This window comes from Streptomyces sp. R21 (genome assembly GCF_041051975.1).
In the GTDB taxonomy this organism is placed as follows: domain Bacteria; phylum Actinomycetota; class Actinomycetes; order Streptomycetales; family Streptomycetaceae; genus Streptomyces.
Genome location: NZ_CP163435.1, coordinates 1,470,863 through 1,493,786, shown reverse-complemented (window position 1 = coordinate 1,493,786; position 22,924 = coordinate 1,470,863). Strand labels below are relative to the sequence as shown.

Sequence of the window (22,924 nt, the reverse complement as noted above, 5' to 3'; positions counted from 1 at the left end):
ACCGCACCCCCACAGCACCGCACCTCCGCTGCTCCAAGGAATCCGCATGACTTCTGCCGTGCGCTTCGGCGTCAACTACACCCCCAGCGAAGGGTGGTTCCACCACTGGCTCGACTTCGACCTCGACGCCGTCCGGGCCGACCTCGACTCCATCGCGCGGCTCGGCCTCGATCACATCCGGGTCTTCCCGCTGTGGCCGTACTTCCAGCCGAACCGCACTCTGATCCGCCCTCGCGCGGTCGAGCAGCTCGTCGCGCTCGCCGACGCCGCCGCCGAGCGCGGCCTCGACGTCAACGTGGACGGCTTGCAAGGGCACTTGTCAAGCTTCGACTTCCTGCCCGCGTGGACGCGGACCTGGCACCGGCGCAGCCTCTTCACCAACCCGGAGGTGGTCGAGGGCGAGGCGTCCTACCTGCGCACGCTCGCCGCCGCGCTCGCCGACCGGCCGAACTTCATCGGCATGACGCTCGGCAACGAGGTCAACCAGTTCGCGGCCGGGCCGCACCCCGACCCCGACCGCATCACACCCGAGCAGGCGGAGGCATGGCTTCGGCGCCTGCTCGCCGCCTGCGAGGAGGGCGCCCCCGGCAAGCTGCACCTGCACGCCTCCTACGACGCCGCCTGGTACCAGGACGACCAGCCGTTCACACCCGCCCACTCGGCCCGGCTCGGCGCGCTCACCGCCGTGCACTCCTGGGTGTTCAACGGCACCGCCCAGCGCCACGGCCGCACCGGCACGGCCACCGAGCACCACGCCGCCTACCTCGTCGAACTCTCCAAGGCCTGGGCGGACGACCCGCACCGCCCGGTCTGGCTCCAGGAGGTCGGCGCGCCCGCCCCGCTGATCCCGGCCGAGCACGCCGCCGCCTTCACGGAGGCGACCGTCACCAACGTCCTGGACTGCCCGGACCTGTGGGGCATCACCTGGTGGTGCTCGCACGACGTCAGCCGCGATCTCGCCGACTTCCCCGAACTCGAATACGGGCTGGGCCTGTTGACCAACGACCGGCGGACCAAGCCCGCCGGGGAGACCCTCGCCCGGATCGTCGGGGAGCGGCGGCCGCACGCGCCCAAGCCCCGGACCACCGCCCTGGTCGTGGACACCGCGCCGGGCCGCTCCGTCTGCGCCCCCGGCGGCCCCGTCTTCGAGGCCTTCGCCCGGCTCACCGCCGACGGCGCCCGCCCCACCACCGTCCTCGCGGACCGCGCCGACGACAAGGAGCACCTCGCGGCCCGCGGCATCACCGAAGTCGTCACCCCGCACCAGGTCACCGAGTAGCCCGTCCCCACCACGATACGGAGCACACCGTGAACCTCAGCAGACGCACCGTCCTGCTCGCCGCGGCCTCGGCAGCGCTCACCCCCGCGCTGCCCGCCGCCGCCACGGCCGCCACCCGCGACCTCCAGCCGTACGCCTCCTACTGGTACCCCGACTCCCTGCCCTCCGGCACCCCGGGCACCGGCATCACCTGGCGCAGCCTCAAGGCGTGGCGCGCCGAGACGGACGCGGACCTGGCCTTCAACGCCGCGTCCGTGCCGCTCGCCGCCCGCTTCACCCCGACACCGGCGAACACCACGGCCCGCAGCGGCCAGGCGCGCGTCCAGTCCCTCGTCTCCTTCGGCCCCACGTCGAGCAACCCCGCGCAGGGGGCCGCCACCGCCGACTACTACGCCCTCACCCACTGGGCGTATCTCGACGAACTCGTCTTCTGGGGCGGCTCGTCGGGCGAGGGCATCGTCCTCGCGCCCAACGCGCCGATCGTGGACTCCGCCCACCGCCACGGAGTGCCCGTCCTCGGCAACATCTTCCTTCCGCCGGCCGCCTACGGCGGTCAACTCCAGTGGACCCGCGACCTGGTACAGAAGGACTCCGCCGGGCACTACCCGCTCGCCGCGCAACTGGTCGCGGTCGCCGCCGCGTACGGCTTCGACGGCTGGTTCGTCAACGCCGAGACCGGCGGCGGGAACTCCGTGCTCGCCACCGACATGCTCGGCTTCCTGAAGGAGCTCAAGGCGCTCGGCGCGGCCCGCGGGCAGCGCGTCACCTGGTACGACGCGATGACCGTGAACGGCTCGGTGAGCTGGCAGGGGGCCCTGAACAACCAGAACAAGACGTTCTTCCAGGCCGCCGACTCCATGTTCCTCGACTTCCGCTGGACGGCCGGCTCGCTGGCCACCTCCGGCAGACAGGCCCAGCAACTCGGCCGCAGCTGCTACGAGTTGTGGGCAGGCGTCGACGTCGAGTCGAACGGCACAAGCACCTCCGTCAACTGGGACGCCATCGTGCCGACCACCAAGGCGCACGTCACCTCCCTCGGTTTCTACCGGCCCGAATGGACCCGCAACCACCTGCCCGCGAGCCGCACCCCCGGCGACTTCCACACCGCCGACGACCAGTTCTGGACCGGTGCCTCGCTCGACCCGTCGGCACCCGACCCGAACGCCCGCTGGCGCGCCCCGGCTGTATCGGTCGCCGACCGGTCGACGGTCACCTCCGTCCCCTTCGCGACCGTCTTCAACACCGGCCACGGCCTGAAGTGGTACGAGAATGGCGAGGTCACCTCCGACTCCGGCTGGAACCACCTCGGCCTCCAGGACCGGCTGCCCTCCCGCCGCTGGGTCGTGCGCACCACGGGCCAACGCCCCACCGTGGCCTTCGACTTCGCGGACGCCTGGCGCGGTGGCAGCAGCCTCCTCATCTCCGGTGCCCTCGACGCGCCCGCCACACTGGACCTGTACGCGACGAGGCTGCCCATCCGTCCCGAGACGGTCGTGGAGCTGACCCATCGGGTCGACGCGGGAAGCGCCCGGGTCGAGCTGGCGATCGCCACCGCCGACCCGAGCGCACCGGGACAGGCGCCGTCGTACACCTACTTCCCGGTCGCCACCAGCAACGGGTGGCAGACCACCACCGTGCCGCTGACCGGCCTCTCCGGCACGGTGCGCACGCTGGCCGTTCGGCTCACCGGCAGCGGTGGGCAGGCGCGCTGGCGGCTCGGCGGCCTCGCCGTGCGGGACGCGACGGTGACCCCCGCCGCCCCCGCCGAGCTGCGCATCACCGACGCCGACGGCGGCAACCTGCGCTTCGCGTGGCCGGCCGCCCCCGGTGCCGTACGCCACTACGAGCTGCACCGCGTGCTCCCGGACGGCAGGCGCCGCTTCCTCGGCGGCACCTGCCAGCGCGCCTTCTACGTCGGCGGTCTCGTCCCCGAGCCGGGCGAGAGCGCCGCAGGGTTCGAACTGCGCGCGGTCGGGGAGCTGTTCACCGTGTCGACCGCAGCTACGACCACGCACACCTGGTAGCCCGCCCGTCCGTATCCGGCCCCCACATCCGGTAGCCCGCACCCTCACCTCACGGAGCACCTCATGCATGACGACCGCACCCTGGTCGAAGCCCGCCTCCGGCGCGTCCTCGACGAGCGCATCCGCCCCGCCGTGTACCCCGAGTCCGTGCCGCTGGATGTCGCGGTGTGGAACGCCCCAGGCGAGCCGGTGCCGGTCGCCGAAGGGCTCGCCGCCGCACCCGAGACGATCGCGGTCGGCGCGCGCTGGGGTGCTCCGTGGGGCACCAGCTGGTTCCGCGTCACCGGAACCGTCCCCGAGGCCTGGGCGGGGAGGACCGTCGAGGCGATCCTCGACCTCGGCTTCGACGAGAACATGCCCGGCTTCCAGTGTGAGGGCCTCGTCTACCGGCCCGACGGCACCCCGGTGAAGGGCCTCAACCCGCGCAACCAGTGGGTGCGCATCGGCGCCCCGGTCGAGGGCGGCGAAGAGGTCCGGCTGCACATCGAGGCCGCCTCCAACCCCGTCATCCTCGACTACCACCCCTTCCTGCCCACGCAGTTGGGCGACAAGGAGACGGCGGGCGACGAGCCGCAGTACACCCTCGCCCGCATGGACCTCGCGATCTTCGACGAGAGCGTGTGGCAGCTCGTCATCGACCTGGAGGTGCTGGGCGAGCTGATGGCCGAGCTGCCGGTCGAGGGCGCGCGGCGCTGGGACATCCTGCGCGCCGTGGAGCGCGCGCTCGACGCGGTCGACCTCCAGGACGTGGGCGGCACCGCTGCTGCCGCGCGTTCGCACCTCGCAAGCGTGCTCGCCGAACCCGCGGTCCCCTCCGCGCACCGCATCAGCGCCGTCGGGCACGCGCACATCGACTCGGCCTGGCTGTGGCCGCTGCGCGAGACGGTCCGCAAGGTCGCTCGGACCACCTCCAACATGACGGCCCTCCTCGACGACGAGCCCGACTTCGTCTTCGCCATGTCCCAGGCCCAGCAGTGGGCGTGGGTCAAGGAGCACCGGCCCGAGGTATGGGCGCGGGTCAAGAAGGCGGTCGCCGACGGGCGGTTCGTGCCCGCGGGCGGCATGTGGGTCGAGTCGGACACGAACATGCCCGGCTCGGAGGCGATGGCCCGTCAGTTCGTGCACGGCAAGCGGTTCTTCCTCGACGAGTTCGGCATCGAGAACGAGGAGGCCTGGCTGCCCGACACCTTCGGCTTCGCCGCCGGGCTGCCGCAGATCATCAAGGCGGCGGGCTCCAAGTGGCTGCTCACGCAGAAGATCTCGTGGTCCCAGACCAACAAGTTCCCGCACCACACCTTCCAGTGGGAGGGCGTCGACGGCACCCGGATCTTCACCCACTTCCCGCCCGTCGACACCTACAACTGCTCCATGAAGGGCAGCGAAATCGCCCACGCGGCACGGAACTTCAAGGACAAGGGCGCCGCCCGGCACTCCCTCGCGCCCACCGGCTGGGGCGACGGAGGCGGCGGCACGACGCGCGAGATGATCGCCAAGGCGGGCCGCCTGCGCGACCTCGAAGGCTCCGCCACGGTGGCCTGGGAGACGCCCGAGGAGTTCTTCAAGAAGGCCGAGGCCGAATACCCCAACCCGCCCGTCTGGGTGGGGGAGTTGTACCTCGAACTGCACCGCGCCACCCTCACCAGCCAGGCCGGGACCAAGCAGGGCAACCGCCGCAGCGAGCACCTGCTGCGCGAGGCGGAACTGTGGGCGGCGACCGCGGCCGTACGCACCGGATTCCTCTATCCCTACGAGGAGTTGGACCGTATCTGGAAGACGGTGCTGCTCCACCAGTTCCACGACATCCTGCCCGGCTCGTCCATCGCCTGGGTGCACCGGGAGGCCCGCAGGACCTACGCGCGGGTCGCCGGGGAACTGAACGCGATCATCGACGCGGCCCAGCGGGCCCTGGCGGGGGAGGGGACCACGGAACTGGTCTTCAACTCCGCCCCGCACGGCCGCAGCGGAGTCCCGGCGGGCGGCGCCGCCACCGCCGTCGTCGCCGGCGCCGTGTCGCTTTCGTCGACGGCGGCCGGGGGCCATGTGCTGGACAACGGTCTGCTGCGGATCGAGATCGACGGGCGCGGGCTCGTCGTCTCCGTCTACGACATCGAGGCCGACCGGGAGACCGTCGCCCCGGGACGCGCCGCGAACCTCCTCCAACTTCACCCCGACTTCCCGAACATGTGGGACGCCTGGGACGTCGACGAGTTCTACCGGAACACGGGCACCGACCTGGTCGACGCCGACGAGGTCGTACCCGTCGGCGACGGCGTGTCGGTCCGCGTCGTACGGACCTTCGGCGCCTCGCGCGTCACCCAGGTGTTGTCCCTCGCCCCGGGGGAGCGGCGGCTCACCCTCGACACCGAGGTCGACTGGCACGAGACGGAGAAGTTCCTCAAGCTCGCATTCCCGCTCGACGTGCACGCCGAACGGTACGCGTCCGAGACCCAGTTCGGGCACTTCCACCGGCCGACCCACACCAACACGTCCTGGGAGGCCGCCAAGTTCGAGGCCTGCAACCACCGGTTCGTGCACATCGAGGAGCCGGGCTGGGGCGTCGCGGTCGTCAACGACTCGACGTACGGCCACGACGTGACCCGTGCCGTACGCAGCGACGGTGACGGCGGTACGACCACCACGGTCCGCGTATCGCTGCTGCGTGCCCCGCGCTTCCCGGACCCCGAGACCGACCAGGGCGTCCACCGCTTCCGGCACGCGCTGGTACCCGGTGCCGGGATCGGCGACGCGGTGCGTGAGGGCTGGCGGATCAACCTGCCGGAGCGCACGGTGACCGGCGGGGCTCCGTCGGTCGCACCCCTGGTGAGCGTCGAGCAGGACGCGGTCGTCGTCACCGCCGTGAAGCTGGCCGACGACGGCAGCGGCGACGTGGTCGTCCGCTTCCACGAGTCACGAGGCGGACGCACCCGGGCCACGCTCACCGCGGGCTTCGAGGTCGCGGCCGTCACGGTGACGGACCTGCTGGAACGCCCGCTCGCGGACGCGGTGGCACCGCAGCGCGACGGCGACCGGGTGACCCTGCGGCTGCGGCCCTTCGAGCTGGTGACCCTGCGGCTGGCACGGGCCTGAGAGAGCGGAGGGGCGGCCACGGTCGCACACGTAGGCGGGCGTTCCCTGCGAATGTGTGAATCCCACAGGGAACTTTCCCGACTGGAAAGTGTGTGGCGTTCTGGCAACTCTCATCGGCTCACCGGCCCGGAGGGTAGCGGTCCCGTGTCTCTTGGTGCACATGATGGCGGTACGGGGCATGCGGCGGCGCGGGGGCGGTGGGTTCCCGGGTGGTTCCTGGTGATGGCGGCGCCTGTGCGGCAGCCGTCGTCGCCGTACTGAGGCCGACGAACACCTCGGCTGCCTCCTGGGGCTGTTCTTCTGGATCAAGGCCCGGGTGACCGGGGCGAGGGTCGCGTTCTCCAGCCGCCCCCGCAAGGCGAGGATGCGGCGCGTGGGCGAGGCGGTCGGAGTCCTCGCCGACGCGAGCCGACAGACCACCTGACCCGACGGCTCCGTGCCCACTGCGGCGAGCGGGGCGGCGAGCGGTCCGGCCGGTGACTGCTCCCGGCCCGGCTCAGCCCTCACCGTCGAGCTGCGTCCGGAGCCACTCCTCCACCTCGCCCACGTGCGCGGCGGCGGCCACCCGCGCCGCCTCCGGATCGCGGGCGGCCAGCGCGCGGTGGATCGCCGCGTGCTCGCGGCGGGTGCGGGCGAAGGCGCCCTCCTCCTGGTAGCCGCGCCAGACCCGGGCGCGGAAGGTGCGCGAGGACAGGCCGTCCAGGATCGCCGTCATCGTCTCGTTGCCCGCGGCGGCCACGATGGCGCGGTGGAACGCCAGGTCATGCGCGAGGATCTCCTCCGGGTCGTCCGTCGCGTTCATCGCGGTCAGATGCTTCCCTACGTCGACGAGCTGCTCGGCCGTGATCCGGGCGGCCGCCAGCGCGGTCGCCGTCGACTCCAGGACCCGGCGCACTTCGAGCAGCTCCACCAGGCGCGGCCCGCGCGACAGATCGGCCACGACCCCGAAGGTCTCCAGCAGGTCGCCGGCCTGCAACTGCGTGACGTAGATGCCCGATCCGTGCCGCGCCTCCAGCACACCGAGGACCGTGAGCGCGCGGATCGCCTCGCGCACCGAACTGCGCGACATGCCCAGCTGGGTCGCGAGATCACGCTCGGTGGGCAGCCGCTGCCCGGGCTCCAGTCGGCCTTCGCCGATCATCTGCTTGATCCGCTCGATGCCGCGCTGCGTCACCGTGCCCTTGTACGGGGCCGTTTCGTCCACGCCGCTTCCTCCTGTCGCCCGGTGCGCCGCAGCCTAACGAGCCGAGTGGTCCGACCACCATGGCCAAAGAACGCGGAAACTCCCTGCGAAGGCCTGTCGGGAGAGCAAAGTGGTCTGATAAATATTCGTTCGCGCGCCCAGCAGCCACTCGCCCAGCAGCCACTCACCGGGCACCTACTCACCGAGGATCCTGCGCCACCGACCGAAAGGCCCTCCGTGTCCCCGCCCCCCACTCGCACCACCCCCGGCGGCGGCTTCCGGGCCGCCGACCTCCCGCAACAGGAACTCACCGACCGGAAGGGCGAAGCGGTATGACGGAACCCCAGGAACCGGCAGGCGGGGCGCAGGACTTCGCAGGCCTCAAGGCGCTCGTGACGGGCGGCGCCTCCGGCATCGGCCGCGCGACCGCCGACCTCCTCGCCGCCCGAGGCGCCCAGGTCGCGGTCCTCGACCTGGACCCCTCGTCGGTCGAGAAGCCGCTCCTCGGCCACCGCGCCGACGTCTGCGACGACGCCTCCGTGCGCGAAGCGGTTGCCGCGGCCGTCGCCGACCTCGGCGGACTCGACATCGTGATCAACAACGCGGGCATCGGCGCCCAGGGCACCATCGAGGACAACGACGACGAGCAGTGGCACCGCGTCCTGGACGTCAACGTCCTCGGCATGGTCCGCGTCACCCGCGCCGCCCTGCCCCACCTCCGGACCTCCGCGTACGCGGCAGTCGTCAACACCTGCTCCATCGCCGCCACCGCGGGCCTGCCCCAACGCGCCCTGTACTCCGCCTCGAAGGGCGCCGTCCTCTCCCTCACCCTCGCCATGGCCGCCGACCACGTCCGCGAGGGCATCCGCGTCAACTGCGTCAACCCCGGCACGGTGGACACTCCTTGGGTCGGCCGCCTCCTCGGCGCCGCCTCCGACCCGGCCGCCGAGCGCGCCGCGCTGGAGGCCCGACAGCCCGCCGGCCGCCTGGTCTCGGCATCCGAAGTCGCGGGCGCCATCGCCTATTTGGCGAGCCCCCTCTCCGGCGCCACCACCGGCACCGCCCTCGCCGTCGACGGCGGCATGCAGGGTCTGCGGCTGCGCCCGGCGGGCCGGTGAACACCCTCGGCCGCAGCGGCGTCGAGGTCAGTCCGCTGTCGTTTGGCGCCGCCGGCATCGGCAACCTCTTCACCGAGGTGAGTGACGAGGATGCGTACGCCGCCGTGGAAGCCGCCTGGGACGCCGGCATCCGCTACTTCGACACAGCGCCGCACTACGGGCTCGGCCTGTCCGAGTACCGGCTGGGCGAAGTGTTGCGCAACCACCCTCGCGATGCGTACACGCTCTCCACGAAGGTGGGGCGGCTTCTCGAGCCCACGTTCGAGGACCGGGACGACCTTGCGAACGGGTTCGCTGTGTCCGCGGCTCATCACCGTGTCTGGGACTTCAGCGCCTACGGGGTGCGTCGCTCCCTGGAGGAGAGCCTGCGACGCCTCGGCCTGGAGCGCGTAGACATCGTGTACCTGCACGACCCCGACGACCATGCCGAGCAGGCCTTCCGAGAGGCTTATCCAGAACTGGAGGACATGCGGAGCGAAGGCCTGGTCGGCGCGATCGGCGTCGGAATGAACCAGGCGGAGATGCTCACCCGGTTCGTCCGCGACACGGACGTCGACGTGGTGCTGTGCGCCGGCCGGTACACCCTGCTCGATCAGCGCGCCCTGGCCGAGCTGCTGCCCGCCGCCGTCGAGCGCGGTGTGTCCGTCGTGATCGGCGGCGCCTTCAACTCGGGCCTGCTGGCGGATCCTCGTGCTGGAGCGACGTACAACTATGCGACCACGCCGGCGGAGTTGCTAGACCGGGCGCTGCTGCTCAAGGCGATCGCCGAACGACACGGCACCTCCCTGCGCGCTGCCGCCCTAGCCTTCTGTGCGGCCCATCCGGCGGTGGCGAGCGTCCTCGTCGGCGCCCGCTCTGCTGCCGAAGTCCGTGACTGCGCCGAGCAGTTCGCCGACCGAGTGCCTCCGGCCTTCTGGCAGGAGCTGCGCGAGGCGAAGCTCCTGCCCGCCGACGCCCCCGTACCCGCCCGGGAGCCGTCATGAGAGTCGCCCTGCACACCAAGGTCCGTGCCGACCGCGTCGCGGCGTACGAGGCCGCGCACCGCGAGGTCCCCGCCGAGCTGACCGAGGCCATCCGCGCCGCCGGAGCCACTTCCTGGACGATCTGGCGGTGGGGGAGGGACCGACCTCCTCCATGTCCTGAAGTGCGAGGACGACGCGCGGCTGCCGGCCGCCCTGGCGGAGTTGCCGGTCGACATCGCCTGGCAGGCCCGCATGGCCGAACTCCTCGACGTCGTGCACGACTACTCCGGCGACGGAGCCGCCGCGGGCCTGCCCGTCGTATGGGAGCTGCCGTGACCGTCGACGCCCACCACCACGTGTGGGACCTCTCCGTCCGCGACCAGGACTGGATCACCGGTCCCGAACTCCGGCCGCTGCGAAGGAACTTCGCCGTCACCGACCTCGAACCGGAAGCGCGCGCCGCCGGGGTCGACCGCACGGTCCTCGTGCAGACCGTCACCGTCGCCGAGGAGACCCCGGAGTTCCTCGCCCTCGTGCTCGACGACCTGCGCCCGTACGCCGACACGGTCCTGGACGCCTTCGGGCCCGACCGGCTGATGTTCGGCTCCGACTGGCCGGTGTGCACGCTGGCAGCGTCGTACGCCCAAGTCATCGACACCGCACACGAGTTGATCCGTGAACTCGATGCGACCGGGTGCGAGGCCGTGCTGACGGGGACGGCAACGCGCGTTTACCAGCTCTGAGTCACCGGGCGGTCCAGCCGTGTCGGCGGCATGAACTCCCGCACGTACGTCCGCTCCCAGCACGCGCCCGTCTCCCGCAGCTCGCGCCAGGTCGTGTAGCGGTAGCGGTAGAGGCGGGCGCGGACGTACCGGGGCGGCGCGTCCGGCGGGAACGGCGAGCTGCGCAGCAGCCGCAGCGTGTCGCGGTCGTTCTCCAGGAGCCGTTCCACCAGGCCCGTGAACCAGGCCCCGGCGTACGAGGGGGAGAGCCCCACGAACCACATCAGCCAGTCGAGGCGCAGATGGTACGGCGCGAACTGCCGCGGCCAGTGCCGTACATCGCCCGGCTTGCCCTTGAACTCGTACTCCCGCCAGTCCGACTCCTCGCGTGGCACCTCGTCCGCCGTGCCCTCGATCACCACCTCGTGGCGCAACCGGCTGACGCTGCCGAACGCGCCGTAGGTGTTGACCAGATGGAGCGGGTCGAAGGAGCGGTTCATGACCTGGCGCGGGGAGACCAGGTTGCGTGCGGGCCGGTAGCTGAGGGCCACCAGCCCCGTGGCCACGGCCAGGACCACGATCTCGTACCAGAGCGGTGGGCCGGCGACGTCCGGGGGCGTGGTGGGGAACTCGACGACAGAGAGGGCCACCACGATCGTGACCCAGTTCAGCCAGGCGAAGTTGCCGGACAGGACCAGCCACAGCTGCGTCAGGATCATCAGCGACGCGGCGGCGGTCGCGATCGGCCGGGGGGTGAACAGCAGGACGGGCACGACCAGTTGGGTGACGTGGTTGGCTGCGACCTCCACCCGGTGCAGCGGCCTGGGCAGGTGGTGGAAGAACCAGCTCAGCGGGCCCGGCATCGGCTGCGTCTGGTGGTGGTAGTCGAGGCAGGTGAGCGTGCGCCAGCACGCGTCGCCGCGCATCTTGATCAGCCCGGCACCGAACTCGACGCGGAACAGCAGCCAGCGCAACAGGAAGAGGACCACGACCGGCGGCGCGACCTCGTCATTGCCCAGGAAGACGGCCAGGAATCCGACCTCGAGCAGCAGCGACTCCCAGCCGAACGAGTACCAGGTCTGGCCGACGTTCACGATCGACAGATACAGCGCCCACGGGACCAGCCACAGCAACATGCAGCCCCAGAGCGGGAGTTGCCGGTCGACGCCCGCGATGAGCGCCGCCGACACCGCGCAGCCCGTCCATGCCCACGCCGCGAAGAACCGGTCGGAGTAGTGCAGATGGAACACGCTGGGTGCCCGGCGGAACGGCACCAGCGCCACGAAGCGGGGGATCGGGAGCATGCCGCGCTCCCCGAGCAGCGCACGGAACTGCAGCGCCGCGCCCAGGAACGCGACGAGGTAGACGGTGGCCAGAGCCCGCTGGAAGACCATGCGGCTCAGCCAGTACTCGGATGCTGCGAACCAGCCCACCTCAGCCAGCTCCTCTCCTCTCCATTGTGACGCTAAGTGACTGTCTCCGCTTGCGTGACCCAACCGGGTGACGCAGACAATGGTGGACGAACTGCCCGGAATGATCGACAAACTGCCCGGGACGGACGGGAGAACGTGGTGCGCATACCCACCAGAACTTTCCTCGCGGCCTGCACGCTTTCGGCGGCGCTCCTTGTCGCCGGCTGCGGCGGCGACAGCGACGGCGGCACGGCCAAGGCGTCCGGCACATCGACCGGCGAACTCTTCCTCCAGCCGGCCGCGGCCCAGGGCCCCGACCCCTTCACCGACTCCACCGCCACCTCCACCGCGACCCCGCCGCCCGTCACCCGAACGCCGCAGTCGACGCCCACCGGCAATTCCTCCGCCACGACCCAGGAGGTGCGTTCCTTCTCGGGCGCCACCCCCGGTCTCTACGGCGGTACCCAGTCCGTCGGCAGTTGCGACGTCGAACGGCAGATCCGCTTCCTCACCTCCGACCAGGCCAAGGCGCGCGCCTTCGCGGGGGCCTCGGGCATCTCGCAGGCCGACATCCCCGGCTTTCTGCGCGGTCTGACCTCGGTCGTGCTGCGTGCCGACACCCGGGTCACCAACCACGGCTTCCGCGACGGACGGGCGACGAGCTTCCAGTCGGTGCTCCAGGTGGGCACCGCCGTCCTCGTCGACAACCGGGGCGTGCCGCGCGTGCGCTGCGCCTGCGGAAACCCGCTGAGGCAGCCCGTCGCACTCCAGGTGAACCCCGGCACCCACGGCCGCCCCTGGTCCGGCTACCGCCCCGCGCAGGTCATCGTGGTGACGCCGGCGCCGAAGGTGATCGTCAACATCACGATCATCAACATCGTCGACAACACCTGGATCGAGCGGCCGATCGGCGACGACGGTGACCGTGACGTGGTCGTCCCGCCCCCGGACGTCGTGACGCCGAGCCCGAGCCCGGACAGCTCCAGCTCCAGCTCCAGCTCCAGTTCCAGCGCCTCGCCCAGCGAGGAAAGCTCCTCGCCCGAGGAGTCGCCGTCCGACTGCGTGACACCGACCGCGACGGTCACCGTCACACCCGGCATCACGCCGAGCACCGGATCGCCGACCCCCGGTTCCCCGACTCCGGGTTCGCCGACCCCCTCGTCCCCGACCCCGGGCGGCTCGGACGAGCCCGCGGACTGCCCCACGGTCACCGCCACTGTCACGGCCCCGCCGACGACACCCCCGGAGAGCTCCCTGACTCCTTCGCAGGAGCGCAGCGCCCCGGACACGGGCACGGCCATCCCGGACGAGCCGTCCAGCTCGGACAGCATCTTCGACACCCCGACCGACGTCTTCGACAGCTGAGCGCCCGCTCGGCCGGGGAGCCCGTCACCGGGCTCCCCAGAAGTCGAATAATCGGGTGAATCCTGGCAAGGTGGGCCCCATGGTTGATCGGGGAGCGAGCGCCCTGTCACTCCCGGACGACTGGCCGGCCCACCCGGATCCGATCCTGGCGCTCAACCGCATGGGCAGCTTCGACTGGGACCTGGACACCGGTCTGATGCAGATGGACGCCCAGGCCCACGAGATCTTCGACGTGCGCCCCGACGAATACGACGGCCGCCCCGAGACCCTGGCCATGCGCGTCCCCCCGGGCGAGGCCGTCCGCCTCGACGCCATGGTGTCCCAGGCTCTCAAGGACGGCAGCGAGAACTACGGCGCCTACTTCCGCATCCGCTGCCGCGACGGCTCCCCGCGCTGGACGCACACCCAGGGCTACATCCGCCGCGACGAGATCGGGCGCCCGCGCCGCATCATCGGGATCGTCCGGGACGCCACCCAGGAACTGAGCGAGAGCTCGGCGCGCCGCGAGCGCGCCGCCCAGGACGCCGTACGGCGCCAGCAGACGAGCGTCGTCCAGATCACCACCGCGGCCCTCGCGCACGCCCGGACCGTCCAGGACGTCATCGACGTCCTGGACGACACCGACGGACTCACCCACCTCGGCGCGACGAGCCTGGTCATGGGCCTGCTGGAGGCCGGACGCATCCGCATGGTCGCCGCGGGCCCCGCCGACAGCTACGTGCCCGGCACCCGCGTCACCCGCCTCGACGCGCGCTTCCCGATGAACGAGGTCGTCCGCACCCTCGCCCCGCACTTCATCGAGTCGCCGGAGGAGTTCGCCGAGTCCTACCCCGACCTGTGGCCGCACATCACCGACCTGAACATCACCTCGGCCGCGTACATGCCACTCATCGCCCAGGCCCGCCCCATCGGCGCGATCGGCCTGCTCTACAACGACCGGCACGGCTTCTCGCCGGAGGAGCGCAACGTCCTCGTAGCACTCGGCAGCAGCATCGCCCAGAGCCTCCAGCGCGCCATGTTCTACGAGCAGGAGAAGGACCTCGCCCAGGGCCTCCAGCAAGCCATGCTGCCTCGCACCATCCCCAGCGTGCCCGGCGCCGATGTCGCCGTCCGCTACCGCTCCGCCTCCCTCGGCCGGGACATCGGCGGCGACTGGTACGACCTGATCCCGCTGCCCGGCGGCCGCGTCGGCGCCGTCATCGGCGACGTCCAGGGCCACGACACCCATGCCGCCGCCGTCATGGGCCAGCTCCGCATCGTGCTGCGCGCCTACGCCGCCGAGGGCCACACCCCCGCCACCGTGATGGCCCGCGCCTCGGTCTTCCTGCACGAGCTAGACACCGAACGCTTCGCGACCTGCCTGTACGCGGAGGCCGACCTGGCCACCGGAGTGATGCAACTGGTCCGGGCCGGCCACATCGACCCGCTCGTACGGCTCACCGACCGGACCTGCCGCAGCATCCCCGTCGAGGGAGGCCTGCCGCTCGGGCTGTCCGCCGAGTTCGGCCGCCTCGAATACCCGGTCACCAGTGTCGAGCTGGACCCCGGCCAGACCCTGCTGCTGTGCACCGACGGCCTGGTGGAACAGCCCGGCGCCGACCTCGACGAAGGCATGCACACCCTGAGGGATCTCATCGCCACCGGCCCGGACGACGTGCGCGACCTCGCCGACCGGCTCATCGACGTGGCCGAGGAACGCGGCGGTGACGACGACGTCGCGCTGCTGCTCCTGCGCCGCCTAGGGGGCGCCGCCGAACAGTCCGGCGGCCGGCTCCAGCAGCACGTCGCTCCCGGAGACCCGGAGGCGCTCACCGAGGCCCGGCACATGATCCGCGCCGCCGTCCGCGCCTGGGGCGCCGGCGAGCGGGCCGACGAGATCGAACTGGCCGCCGACGAACTGATCACCAACGCCCTCATGCACACCGAGGGCTCCGCGATCGTCACCCTGCGGGTGCTCGCCGGCCCCGCCCGCCGACTGCGCGTCGACGTCGAGGACTCCTCCAGCGCCCTGCCGCGCCGCCGCGAGGCCGGGGAGTCGGGGGTCTCCGGGCGCGGACTGATGCTCGTCGACATGCTCGCCGACGTCTGGGGCGTGGAGGCGCGCGGCGGCGGCAAGTGCGTGTGGTGCGAGTTCGGCGTCCCGGGACGCGACTGACTCCTGCTCCGCGTGGCGCTGTCGGTGCCGGATGGCACTCTGGACGTATGCCGGAACTGCCCGAGGTGGAGGCGCTCAGGGACTTCCTGGCCGACCATCTCGTCGGCCACGAGGTCGTGCGGGTGCTGCCCGTCGCGATCAGCGTCCTGAAGACGTACGACCCGCCGGTGACCGCTCTGGAAGGCCGCCAGGTCACCGCCGTACGCCGGTACGGCAAGTTCCTCGACATCGACGCGGACGGCCTGCACTTCGTGACCCATCTGGCCCGCGCGGGCTGGCTGCACTGGAAGGACCGCCTGCCCGACGGCCCGCCCCGCCCCGGCAAGGGCCCGCTCGCCCTGCGCGTGGCGCTGGAGACCGGCGAGGGCTTCGACCTCACCGAGGCCGGCACCCAGAAGCGGCTCGCCGTGTACGTCGTCCATGACCCGGGCGAGATCGCGGGCGTGGCCCGCCTGGGCCCCGACCCGCTCGCCGCCGACTTCGACGAGGCCCGCCTCGCGCGGCTGCTGGAGGGCGAGCGCCGTCAGCTGAAGGGCGCGCTGCGCGACCAGAGCCTGATCGCGGGAGTGGGCAACGCCTACAGCGACGAGATCCTGCACGCCGCCAAGATGTCTCCCTTCAAGCTCGCCGCCACCCTGACCCCGGAGGAGACCCACCGCCTGTACGAGGCGCTGCGCTCCACGCTCACCGAGGCCGTCGAGCGCTCCCACGGGCTGGCCGCCGGCCGTCTGAAGGCGGAGAAGAAGAGCGGCCTGCGCGTGCACGGCCGCTCGGGCGAGCCCTGCCCGGTCTGCGGCGACACCATCCGCGAGGTCTCCTTCAGCGACTCCTCGCTGCAGTACTGCCCGTCCTGCCAGACGGGCGGCAAGCCGCTGGCGGACCGAAGAATGTCCAAGCTGCTGAAGTAGTCGTCCGTCTGCGGCTCAAGTGGCCCTCGATGGCTGTGTGATGATGCACGGACAATGGGCCGGCCCTGGGGAGGGGCCGCATGTGTGAGAAGGGCGGGAGCGCGTCTTGGGCAAGGGTGGGGATTCCATACCGGACGAGGAGTGGGAGCGCTTCCTTCGGGAGGCCGAGGCCGGGACGCCGGGCGCGCCGGAGGAACCGTCGGCGCGGGCCCGGATGGTGGCGCAGCGGCTGCGCGAGGAGCCCGGCCGGCCGGCGGACGGGCGGACCTACCAACTCGCCCCGCGGCGACGGGGCAAGGGCTGGTACGTGGTCGGTCTGCTGGTCGCGGCCGCCCTGCTGTTCGTCGCACTGGATCCGGGGCGGGTCACCGGCTGGTTCGGCGGGGGAGACAGCGACAGTACGCCGCTCGCCGCGGAGTCGGCCCGTCCGGACAAGCCGCCGGCCACCGAGGCGGCAGCCCAACTGCCCACAGTGAAGCAGCCGTTCAGAGGCTCGCCCGCGGCGCGGTGGGCCGACGGGACCGCGGGCATCAGCCTGCCCGCCGCGAAGGCGACCGGCTGGATGAGCAAGAAGCAGGTCGCGCAGGCGCTCGATCGGAGCCGCGACTTCCTTGCCGCGTCCAGTCTGGATTCCGGTGTGCTGAAGGGCGAACGGCCGAAGACGGCGATCGCGTTGATCAATCCGCACCAGCAGGACGTCAAGACCTATCTGCGGACCGCGTTCGGCACGCCCAGCAAGGAGAACGACCCTCTGCTGCTGTTCAGCCGTTTCGAGAAGACGGACGTGCGCCTGGTCGGGAGCGTGGTCAAGACACGCGGACGGATCACGTTCCGGGAAGGCAAGCGCGGTGCGCTCGAGGTGACCACCGATGTCACCTACGTCTATCCGGTCGTACGCGCCGCAGCGGGAAGTGACGAAGTCGCACGCACCATCGTGCGCCGCGAGGTCGTGATGAGCTGGGACAACCCGGCAAAGGTGATCACCGAGCCGGACACCTTCTCGCTCGTCTCCTACAAGGTCGACAGCACCAACGGCGGCTGCGACACCTTCACCGGCTACTTCACCCCCGAGTTCAGCGCGGAGCGCACGGGCTCGGGAGACGGACCCGAGGTGGACCCGTACGACCGGAGTACGTCGATGGACGCGCGCATGAAGGAGGCCGCCGAAGCGGGCTGCGGAACCGCCACACGGTCCTGAGCCGACCGGGCCGCCTCGGCCTCAGTGACCGAAGTGCCGGAACCGGCTGCGGTACTCCGTCGGCGTCGTGTCGAGCCTGCGGCGGAACGCGCGGATCAGCGTGTCGATCGTGTTGAACCCGCAGGCGGACGCCACGCGTTCGAGGGTGTCGTCCGTGGATTCGAGCCGGTTCCGGGCCGCTTCGACCCGGGCCGACTCGATGTAGGCGGCCGGGGTCATGCCGAGTTCCGTCTTGAAGATCCGGGTCAGCTGACGATCGCTCACGTGGGCCTGCTGGGCGAGATCGGCCACGGTGAGCTGATCGGCGAGGTGCTGCGTGATGTGGTGCCGTAGTTCGTCCATGCGCCGGGAGGTCGATACGGGCTCCAGCGGGACGCTGAACTGGCTCTGCCCGCCGGGCCGCTTCAGATACATCACCAGCTGCCGGGCGACGCGCAGCGCCACGGCCTCGCCGAAGTCCTCGGCGACCAGGGCGAGCGACAGATCGAGGCAGGCGGTGATGCCGGCGCCGGTCCAGACATGGCCGTCGCGGATGAAGATGGGGTCCGCGTCTACCTTGACCGCGGGGTGGTCGGCGGCGAGTTGCTGCGCCGTCGACCAGTGGGTGGTGGCACGTCTGCCGTCGAGCAGCCCGGCGGCGGCGAGGACATGCGCTCCCACGCACACGGACGCGATGCGCCGACTCCGGCCGGCGAGCGTCTTCACCCAGCGGACCACGCCGGGATCGGCGAGCGCCTGGACGCAGCGCTGGTCGTCGACCGCGACCGATCCCGGGACCATCAGCGTGTCGATGCTCCTCGTGGCGGCCTCCTCGAAGGTGATGTCCGGGAGGACGCGCACCCCGGCCGAGGTGGTGACGGGGTCCATGGTTTCGGCGGCCAGGGCCACTTGGCAGCCGGTGGCGTCGCCCGACTCGCGCCGGAGCAGCGCGAACACCTCGGGCGGGCCGGTGACATCGAGGAGGTCGACACCGTCGAAGAGGAGAACGACGAAGAGACGGCTGATGCCGGCCGTGGGCATGGGCGACTCCGTCCAGGAGAGAGGGGCAACGGTGGTGCATGACGCGCCCGGGGGGATTCTCACCGGGTGTCGGTATCTGCAAGTTACGTGACATTGCCGCCATGCGGAGCGGGTTCGTAGCGTAGGACGTGTCGCCGCTCGGTGACCGACTTCCCTCCACCCACCACGAGGTACAGCCATGCCTTCGACCACTCTGCGGGAACTCAACGGCTTCGACCCGGCGCCGGCGTCCCTCGCGTCCGCGACGCTGATCCTGATCGACTACCAGAACACCTACACCCAGGGAGTGATGGAACTCGACGGGTGGCAGGGCGCTCTCGACGCGGGTGCCGGGCTGCTCGCCCTGGCCAGGGAAGCGGGCGCCGAGGTCATCCACGTCATCAACGACGGCGGCGAGGGCACCCCGTACGACATCAGGGCCGAGATCGGCCGGATCCACCCGAAGGTCGCCCCCGTCGGCGGCGAGGCCGTCGTCGTCAAGACGCTGCCCAACGCCTTCCTCGACACCGAGCTCGCCGACCTCGTGGACGCCGCCGGGAACAAGGATGTCGTGATCGCCGGCTTCATGACGCACATGTGTGTGGCGTTCACCGCCCAGGGCGCGTTCCTGCGCGGTAACCGGCCCACCGTCGTCGCCGACGCCAGCGCAACGCGGGCTCTGCGAACGGCAGTTGCCGAGGTGTCCGCCGAACAGGTGCACCACGGCGCACTGGCGACGATCGGCGACCTGTACGGAGTCGTCGTCCCGTCCGCCGCGTCACTGAACTGACGGCCGCACCGAGGAACCGCGCTGGAACGTCAGGACCATCAGGACGCCTTGATCGTCACCAGGTGCTTGCCGTCCATCGTGCGTACCTCGAACTTGCTGATGTCCTTCAGGCGCATCGCGGAGCCGCCCTGCGTACGGGTGGCGTCGCCGTCGTGCGGGGGCACCATCCAGCTCGTCACCGTCTGCTCGGAGCCGTCCTTGCCGACGGCGACGAGGATGCAGGCGTGCGGGCCGCCCGCGTCCTTGACCTGTACGTCGATCTGGCTGCCCCAGGTCCGGTCCTCGGCCGAGACCTGGGCCCACACGCCGGTGGCGGAGTCGGTCGCGGCCTCGGTGGCGGCGACCTGGGCCGGCGAGGAGCCGTGCGAGGTCACCATCGCGATCGCAGGCCCGCCCGCGGCGATGACCACGGCGGCGGCCACCGCGTAGAGCCACCGCCGGCGCCCGGCCCGGTGGCGGTTGGCCACCTCGCCGAGCAGCCGGTCCTGGAAGCGGGGGCCGGGGGCGGCGAAGGGGTGCACGGAGCGCGGCGTCGCGCGCCGGTACAGCATGAGCTGCCGGGCGGCGGGCCGGAACTCGGTGACGTGCGCCGTGCAGCTGGCGCACTCCATGAGGTGGTCCTCGAAGCGGAAAGCCTCCGCCTCGTCCAGCACGCCCAGCGCGTAGGCGCCGACGTCACGATGCCGTTCCAGGGACCTCATACCGATACCGAATCCTTGTGGCGATGGTGCGGGGTGGGGGTGATGCTGCTGTTGCCCACCGGTACGCACCAGACCGTCGAATCACTCAAGACCCGTTCGGAATCGCGACAAGGACATTCGGAGCGGGAAGGCCCGCGGATTGGTCCCGGCTCGGGAAAATTCGCCGGAGGTGGGGGGTCGGGGCATCGGCCGGGCGTCCGGGGCGGGAGGAAGCCGGAAGGATGCCAGGGGGAAGCCGGCAGGGAGCCGGCAGCAAGCCAGAAGGGAGCTGGGGGGGAAGCCGGAAGGACGCCGGAACGGACTCGGCGGGGGATTTGATTCAGAAGAGGTGGATCGCCAGATGCCCCAGCGGCAGGCCCAGCTGCCAGGCCGGCGTCCACACCTTCGGCCCGTCGTCCTCGCCCACGACCGGACCGCCGCCGGGCACCGCGTCCAGGTCCGGGGCGAGCAGCTCGGTCTCCTCCAGCCAGCGCCAGGCCGCCGACGCCAGCTCCAGGTTCGGGGCCGGGTCGTCGGATTCGAGCGCCTCGGCCGCGAGGTGGGCCATGCGCTCGCGGACCCAGTCCTGCCAGGGCTGGTCGTACGCCGTCAGCGACAGCCAGGTCTCCAGCTGTGTGACCACGCGGATGCCGGAGAGTTCTCCGCCGCTGTCGGAAAGGAAGATGGTCAGCGCCAGGGCGTCGCGCCCGGCGCGGAACTCGAAGGACGTGGGCGGCATCAGGTCGCCCGTCCGCAGCAGCTCGTCGGCGATGTACTCGGCGTACAACCACGCCATGGGAACAGCCAGTTCACCGTCGCCGGTGCCGTCCGTGCCCTCGTGTTCTCTGTGAAGCATCCCTTCCTGCCTTCCTCCGGTGCGTGCGCGCAGCCCGACCCCGGGCCCTCAGTCCGGAACACGGATGAGGACAAGCGGATTACTCAACCATGGTCCGCTGCAGGCGCTTTACGGAGGTTTGACTCAGCCTTCGGTTTCACCGCAGGTCGGCCGCATATCCCGGAAGAACCCGGCGCAGGGCGCGCAGCGCGTAGTACGCGCGAGACTTCACCGTACCGGGCGGAATCCCGAGCGCCGCGGCGGCCTCCGCCACACTCGCCCCCTGGAAATACACCTGCACCAGGACTTCACGGTGCTCCGGAGTGAGTGTCTTCACAGCCTCGCGCACGTCGAGCGTCGCCGCGGAGCGCTCGGCGTGATCGGCGCAGACCCGCGCGCTCTCCAATACCGCGTCCCCGACCTCGGCGGGACGCGCCTGGCGGGCCCGCCGCGCGTCGATCGCGAGCCGCCGTCCGACGGTGAGCAGCCAGGGGCGTACGGAGTCGAAGGCATCGGCGCGCAGCGCCTCGGGGTGCTGCCAGGCGCGTACGAACGTCTCCTGGAGCAGATCCTCGGCACGCTGCCGGTCGCCGTCGCAGAGCCGTAGGAGCAGCGCGAAGAGCGGCCGGCCGTGCTCGCGCTGCAACGCGGCCAGCTCGTGCTCGGCGGTCGTCCCGTTCGTGATGGTGGTGGTTCCGGCCGTCATGGGCGTATGCCACCGCAGTGCGATCGGCCGGGACAGGGCGCGGACACGGGTGTGCGGCGGACGGTCGAACCCGTCGATGAACGGTACGACGAACGGTCCGCCGGGACCGGTGCCGCACATTCCGCCTCGTCGTTCGCCCTGACGGGCCGTCCCCGGGCGCCGGACGGGCGAGCCGCCGGTGTCGCTCCTTGACTCCCGCCCGCGCGTCCCTGTGGATTCGTGTTCAACAGTGATGAAAGTAATCAAATACGAGAAACGCGACCACGACGGGGCGACCATGACGACCACCTTGACGCGGCGACAGACGAAGACGACTCTGTCGGCCCTGTCGGCCCTCCTCATCACGGCCCTGGCGGCCACCACGGGCTGCCAGGGCCAGGACCCACCCGACCGGCACCGGCGCACCGGCCACCCCGCCTCCCCCGTCGAGGCTCGCGGCTTCACCCTCGTCGCCTCCGGTGACGTCCTGCCGCACACCTCGATCATCGAGCGGGCGAACACCGACGCGGGCGGCGACGGGTACGACTTCCGGCCGATGCTGGCCGGCGTGAAACCGGTGGTGTCCGGCGCCGATCTGGCGATCTGTCACATGGAGACGGTCTACGGCGCGCACGGCGACTACACCGGCTACCCCACCTTCAAGTCCCCGCCCCAGGTCGCAGCGGCCCTCGCCGCCACCGGTTACGACGGCTGCTCCACCGCCTCCAACCACACCCTCGACGACGGCGCCGCCGGCATCCACCGCACCCTCGACGCGCTCGACCGCGTGGGTGTACGGCACGCCGGATCGGCCCGTACGGCGGCCGAGGCGGGCGGTGCGACCGTCCTGCGGGCCGGTGGCGCCAAGGTCGCGCACCTCGCGTACACCTACGACACGAACGGCTTCCCGCTCCCCGAGGGCCAGCCCTGGGCCGTCAACCTGATCGACCGGGACCGGATCGTCGCGGACGCCCGGGCCGCCCGGAAGGCCGGCGCCGACGTGGTCGTCGTATCACTGCACTGGGGCACCGAATGGCAGGACGATCCCGATGAGCAGCAGCTGAACCTGGGCAAGGAGCTCACCGCCTCCCGCACCGCCGGCCGGCCCGACGTCGATCTGATCCTCGGCACCCACGCCCACATCCCGCAGGCGTACGAGAAGGTCAACGGCACCTGGGTCATCTACGGCATGGGCGACCAGATCGCCGGCGAGATGTTCAACTACGACGGTGCCCAGGACCCGCGCGGCAACCAGAGCACCATCGGCCGCTTCACCTTCGCCCCGCCCGCGCACCCTGGCGCCCGCTGGGAGGTCAAGAAGGCCGAGTTCATCCCGCAGATGTTCGACCTCGACTCCGGGCGGGTGGTCAACCTCAACCGGGCGATCGCGCGGGGCGCCGACCTGAGCGGCGTGCGCGACCGCATCCGGGACGTCGTCCTCGGCCGGGGCGCGGCGAAGGACGGGCTCCGTATGGGGGAGTGACGCGGGGCCAGGGTGGCAGGGTCGGCAAGGGGGCGACGC

General features: G+C 71.4%; 18 protein-coding genes and 1 pseudogene. 13 read left to right on the top strand and 6 right to left on the bottom strand.

From position 1 onward, the window contains the following. Positions 1-46 precede the first annotated feature (46 nt). The 3 genes from AB5J56_RS06940 to AB5J56_RS06930 all read left to right on the top strand — a co-directional run bounded on the left by AB5J56_RS06940 (position 47) and on the right by AB5J56_RS06930 (position 6,390). The gene (locus AB5J56_RS06940; protein WP_369231095.1) at positions 47-1,279 is read left to right on the top strand and encodes a glycosyl hydrolase; all 1,233 of its coding nucleotides are present in this window, start codon (positions 47-49) and stop codon (positions 1,277-1,279) included. A 29-nt stretch (positions 1,280-1,308) separates the two neighbouring features. Further along, on the top strand, positions 1,309-3,303 hold the full coding sequence (locus AB5J56_RS06935) for an endo-beta-N-acetylglucosaminidase (protein WP_369231093.1): 1,995 nt from the start codon (positions 1,309-1,311) through the stop codon (positions 3,301-3,303). A gap of 63 nt (positions 3,304-3,366) precedes the next feature. Then, positions 3,367-6,390, top strand: coding sequence for an alpha-mannosidase (locus tag AB5J56_RS06930; RefSeq protein WP_369231091.1), 3,024 nt, complete (start codon positions 3,367-3,369; stop codon positions 6,388-6,390). Between the two features lie 496 nt (positions 6,391-6,886). On the opposite strand, the gene AB5J56_RS06925 is transcribed toward AB5J56_RS06930, so the two are convergent. After that, complete coding sequence (locus AB5J56_RS06925; RefSeq protein WP_369231090.1) at positions 6,887-7,594, bottom strand: FadR/GntR family transcriptional regulator; 708 nt, start codon at positions 7,592-7,594, stop codon at positions 6,887-6,889. A gap of 311 nt (positions 7,595-7,905) precedes the next feature. Here AB5J56_RS06925 and AB5J56_RS06920 point away from each other — a divergent pair, with 311 nt between their 5' ends. The 4 genes and pseudogenes from AB5J56_RS06920 (at position 7,906) to AB5J56_RS06905 (ending at position 10,396) form a co-directional block, all read left to right on the top strand. After that, complete coding sequence (locus AB5J56_RS06920; RefSeq protein WP_369231088.1) at positions 7,906-8,691, top strand: SDR family NAD(P)-dependent oxidoreductase; 786 nt, start codon at positions 7,906-7,908, stop codon at positions 8,689-8,691. Continuing rightward, positions 8,688-9,674, top strand: coding sequence for an aldo/keto reductase (locus tag AB5J56_RS06915; protein ID WP_369231086.1), 987 nt, complete (start codon positions 8,688-8,690; stop codon positions 9,672-9,674). Before AB5J56_RS06920 ends, AB5J56_RS06915 begins: the two co-directional genes overlap by 4 nt. Continuing rightward, positions 9,671-9,989, top strand: a pseudogene (locus AB5J56_RS06910) (L-rhamnose mutarotase). The gene AB5J56_RS06915 and the pseudogene AB5J56_RS06910 overlap by 4 nt, the downstream one beginning before the upstream one ends. After that, a complete protein-coding gene (locus tag AB5J56_RS06905; RefSeq protein ID WP_369231084.1) occupies positions 9,974-10,396 on the top strand; it encodes an amidohydrolase in 423 nt (140 codons plus the stop codon). The pseudogene AB5J56_RS06910 and the gene AB5J56_RS06905 overlap by 16 nt, the downstream one beginning before the upstream one ends. Here the strand turns inward: AB5J56_RS06905 and AB5J56_RS06900 are convergent. Further along, entirely contained in the window at positions 10,384-11,808 is a 1,425-nt protein-coding gene (locus AB5J56_RS06900) for a lipase maturation factor family protein (RefSeq protein WP_369231082.1), read from the bottom strand. The genes AB5J56_RS06905 and AB5J56_RS06900 overlap by 13 nt on opposite strands. Positions 11,809-11,946: 138 nt before the next feature. Here AB5J56_RS06900 and AB5J56_RS06895 point away from each other — a divergent pair, with 138 nt between their 5' ends. The 4 genes from AB5J56_RS06895 to AB5J56_RS06880 all read left to right on the top strand — a co-directional run bounded on the left by AB5J56_RS06895 (position 11,947) and on the right by AB5J56_RS06880 (position 17,413). Beyond that, positions 11,947-13,152 carry a DUF6777 domain-containing protein gene (locus AB5J56_RS06895; RefSeq protein ID WP_369231080.1) on the top strand — a complete coding sequence of 402 codons (1,206 nt, stop codon included), beginning with the start codon at positions 11,947-11,949 and terminating at the stop codon, positions 13,150-13,152. Positions 13,153-13,231: 79 nt separating this feature from the next. After that, positions 13,232-15,307, top strand: coding sequence for a SpoIIE family protein phosphatase (locus tag AB5J56_RS06890; RefSeq protein WP_369231078.1), 2,076 nt, complete (start codon positions 13,232-13,234; stop codon positions 15,305-15,307). 47 nt (positions 15,308-15,354) lie between these two features. Then, complete coding sequence (locus AB5J56_RS06885; protein WP_369231076.1) at positions 15,355-16,215, top strand: Fpg/Nei family DNA glycosylase; 861 nt, start codon at positions 15,355-15,357, stop codon at positions 16,213-16,215. A gap of 106 nt (positions 16,216-16,321) precedes the next feature. Next, the gene (locus AB5J56_RS06880) at positions 16,322-17,413 is read left to right on the top strand and encodes a hypothetical protein (protein ID WP_369231074.1); all 1,092 of its coding nucleotides are present in this window, start codon (positions 16,322-16,324) and stop codon (positions 17,411-17,413) included. A 21-nt stretch (positions 17,414-17,434) separates the two neighbouring features. Here AB5J56_RS06880 and AB5J56_RS06875 read toward each other — a convergent pair whose 3' ends face one another. Continuing rightward, entirely contained in the window at positions 17,435-18,433 is a 999-nt protein-coding gene (locus tag AB5J56_RS06875; RefSeq protein ID WP_369231072.1) for a GlxA family transcriptional regulator, read from the bottom strand. 178 nt (positions 18,434-18,611) lie between these two features. Here AB5J56_RS06875 and AB5J56_RS06870 point away from each other — a divergent pair, with 178 nt between their 5' ends. Beyond that, positions 18,612-19,202 carry a cysteine hydrolase family protein gene (locus AB5J56_RS06870; RefSeq protein ID WP_369231070.1) on the top strand — a complete coding sequence of 197 codons (591 nt, stop codon included), beginning with the start codon at positions 18,612-18,614 and terminating at the stop codon, positions 19,200-19,202. A gap of 38 nt (positions 19,203-19,240) precedes the next feature. Here the strand turns inward: AB5J56_RS06870 and AB5J56_RS06865 are convergent, their stop codons facing one another. The 3 genes from AB5J56_RS06865 to AB5J56_RS06855 all read right to left on the bottom strand — a co-directional run bounded on the left by AB5J56_RS06865 (position 19,241) and on the right by AB5J56_RS06855 (position 21,423). After that, the gene (locus AB5J56_RS06865) at positions 19,241-19,903 is read right to left on the bottom strand and encodes an anti-sigma factor (RefSeq protein ID WP_369231068.1); all 663 of its coding nucleotides are present in this window, start codon (positions 19,901-19,903) and stop codon (positions 19,241-19,243) included. A 319-nt stretch (positions 19,904-20,222) separates the two neighbouring features. After that, positions 20,223-20,738, bottom strand: coding sequence for a hypothetical protein (locus tag AB5J56_RS06860; RefSeq protein WP_369231066.1), 516 nt, complete (start codon positions 20,736-20,738; stop codon positions 20,223-20,225). Positions 20,739-20,874: 136 nt separating this feature from the next. After that, positions 20,875-21,423 (bottom strand): sigma-70 family RNA polymerase sigma factor, encoded by a 549-nt coding sequence (locus AB5J56_RS06855; RefSeq protein WP_369242392.1) that lies wholly within the window; start codon positions 21,421-21,423, stop codon positions 20,875-20,877. 277 nt (positions 21,424-21,700) lie between these two features. On the opposite strand from AB5J56_RS06855, the gene AB5J56_RS06850 reads away from it, so the two are divergent. Further along, the gene (locus AB5J56_RS06850) at positions 21,701-22,885 is read left to right on the top strand and encodes a CapA family protein (protein WP_369231064.1); all 1,185 of its coding nucleotides are present in this window, start codon (positions 21,701-21,703) and stop codon (positions 22,883-22,885) included. The last annotated feature ends 39 nt before the right edge of the window (positions 22,886-22,924 follow it).

Excerpts from the sequence above, each read along its gene's own strand:
- AB5J56_RS06940 (WP_369231095.1), top strand. The coding sequence starts at position 47 with ATGACTTCTGCCGTGCGCTTCGGCGTCAACTACACCCCCAGCGAAGGG.
- AB5J56_RS06930 (WP_369231091.1), top strand. The coding sequence starts at position 3,367 with ATGCATGACGACCGCACCCTGGTCGAAGCCCGCCTCCGGCGCGTCCTC.
- AB5J56_RS06920 (WP_369231088.1), top strand. The coding sequence starts at position 7,906 with ATGACGGAACCCCAGGAACCGGCAGGCGGGGCGCAGGACTTCGCAGGC.
- AB5J56_RS06905 (WP_369231084.1), top strand. The coding sequence starts at position 9,974 with ATGGGAGCTGCCGTGACCGTCGACGCCCACCACCACGTGTGGGACCTC.
- AB5J56_RS06890 (WP_369231078.1), top strand. The coding sequence starts at position 13,232 with ATGGTTGATCGGGGAGCGAGCGCCCTGTCACTCCCGGACGACTGGCCG.
- AB5J56_RS06885 (WP_369231076.1), top strand. The coding sequence starts at position 15,355 with ATGCCGGAACTGCCCGAGGTGGAGGCGCTCAGGGACTTCCTGGCCGAC.
- AB5J56_RS06875 (WP_369231072.1), bottom strand. The coding sequence starts at position 18,433 with ATGCCCACGGCCGGCATCAGCCGTCTCTTCGTCGTTCTCCTCTTCGAC.
- AB5J56_RS06870 (WP_369231070.1), top strand. The coding sequence starts at position 18,612 with ATGCCTTCGACCACTCTGCGGGAACTCAACGGCTTCGACCCGGCGCCG.
- AB5J56_RS06865 (WP_369231068.1), bottom strand. The coding sequence starts at position 19,903 with ATGAGGTCCCTGGAACGGCATCGTGACGTCGGCGCCTACGCGCTGGGC.
- AB5J56_RS06860 (WP_369231066.1), bottom strand. The coding sequence starts at position 20,738 with ATGCTTCACAGAGAACACGAGGGCACGGACGGCACCGGCGACGGTGAA.
- AB5J56_RS06855 (WP_369242392.1), bottom strand. The coding sequence starts at position 21,423 with ATGACGGCCGGAACCACCACCATCACGAACGGGACGACCGCCGAGCAC.
- AB5J56_RS06850 (WP_369231064.1), top strand. The coding sequence starts at position 21,701 with ATGACGACCACCTTGACGCGGCGACAGACGAAGACGACTCTGTCGGCC.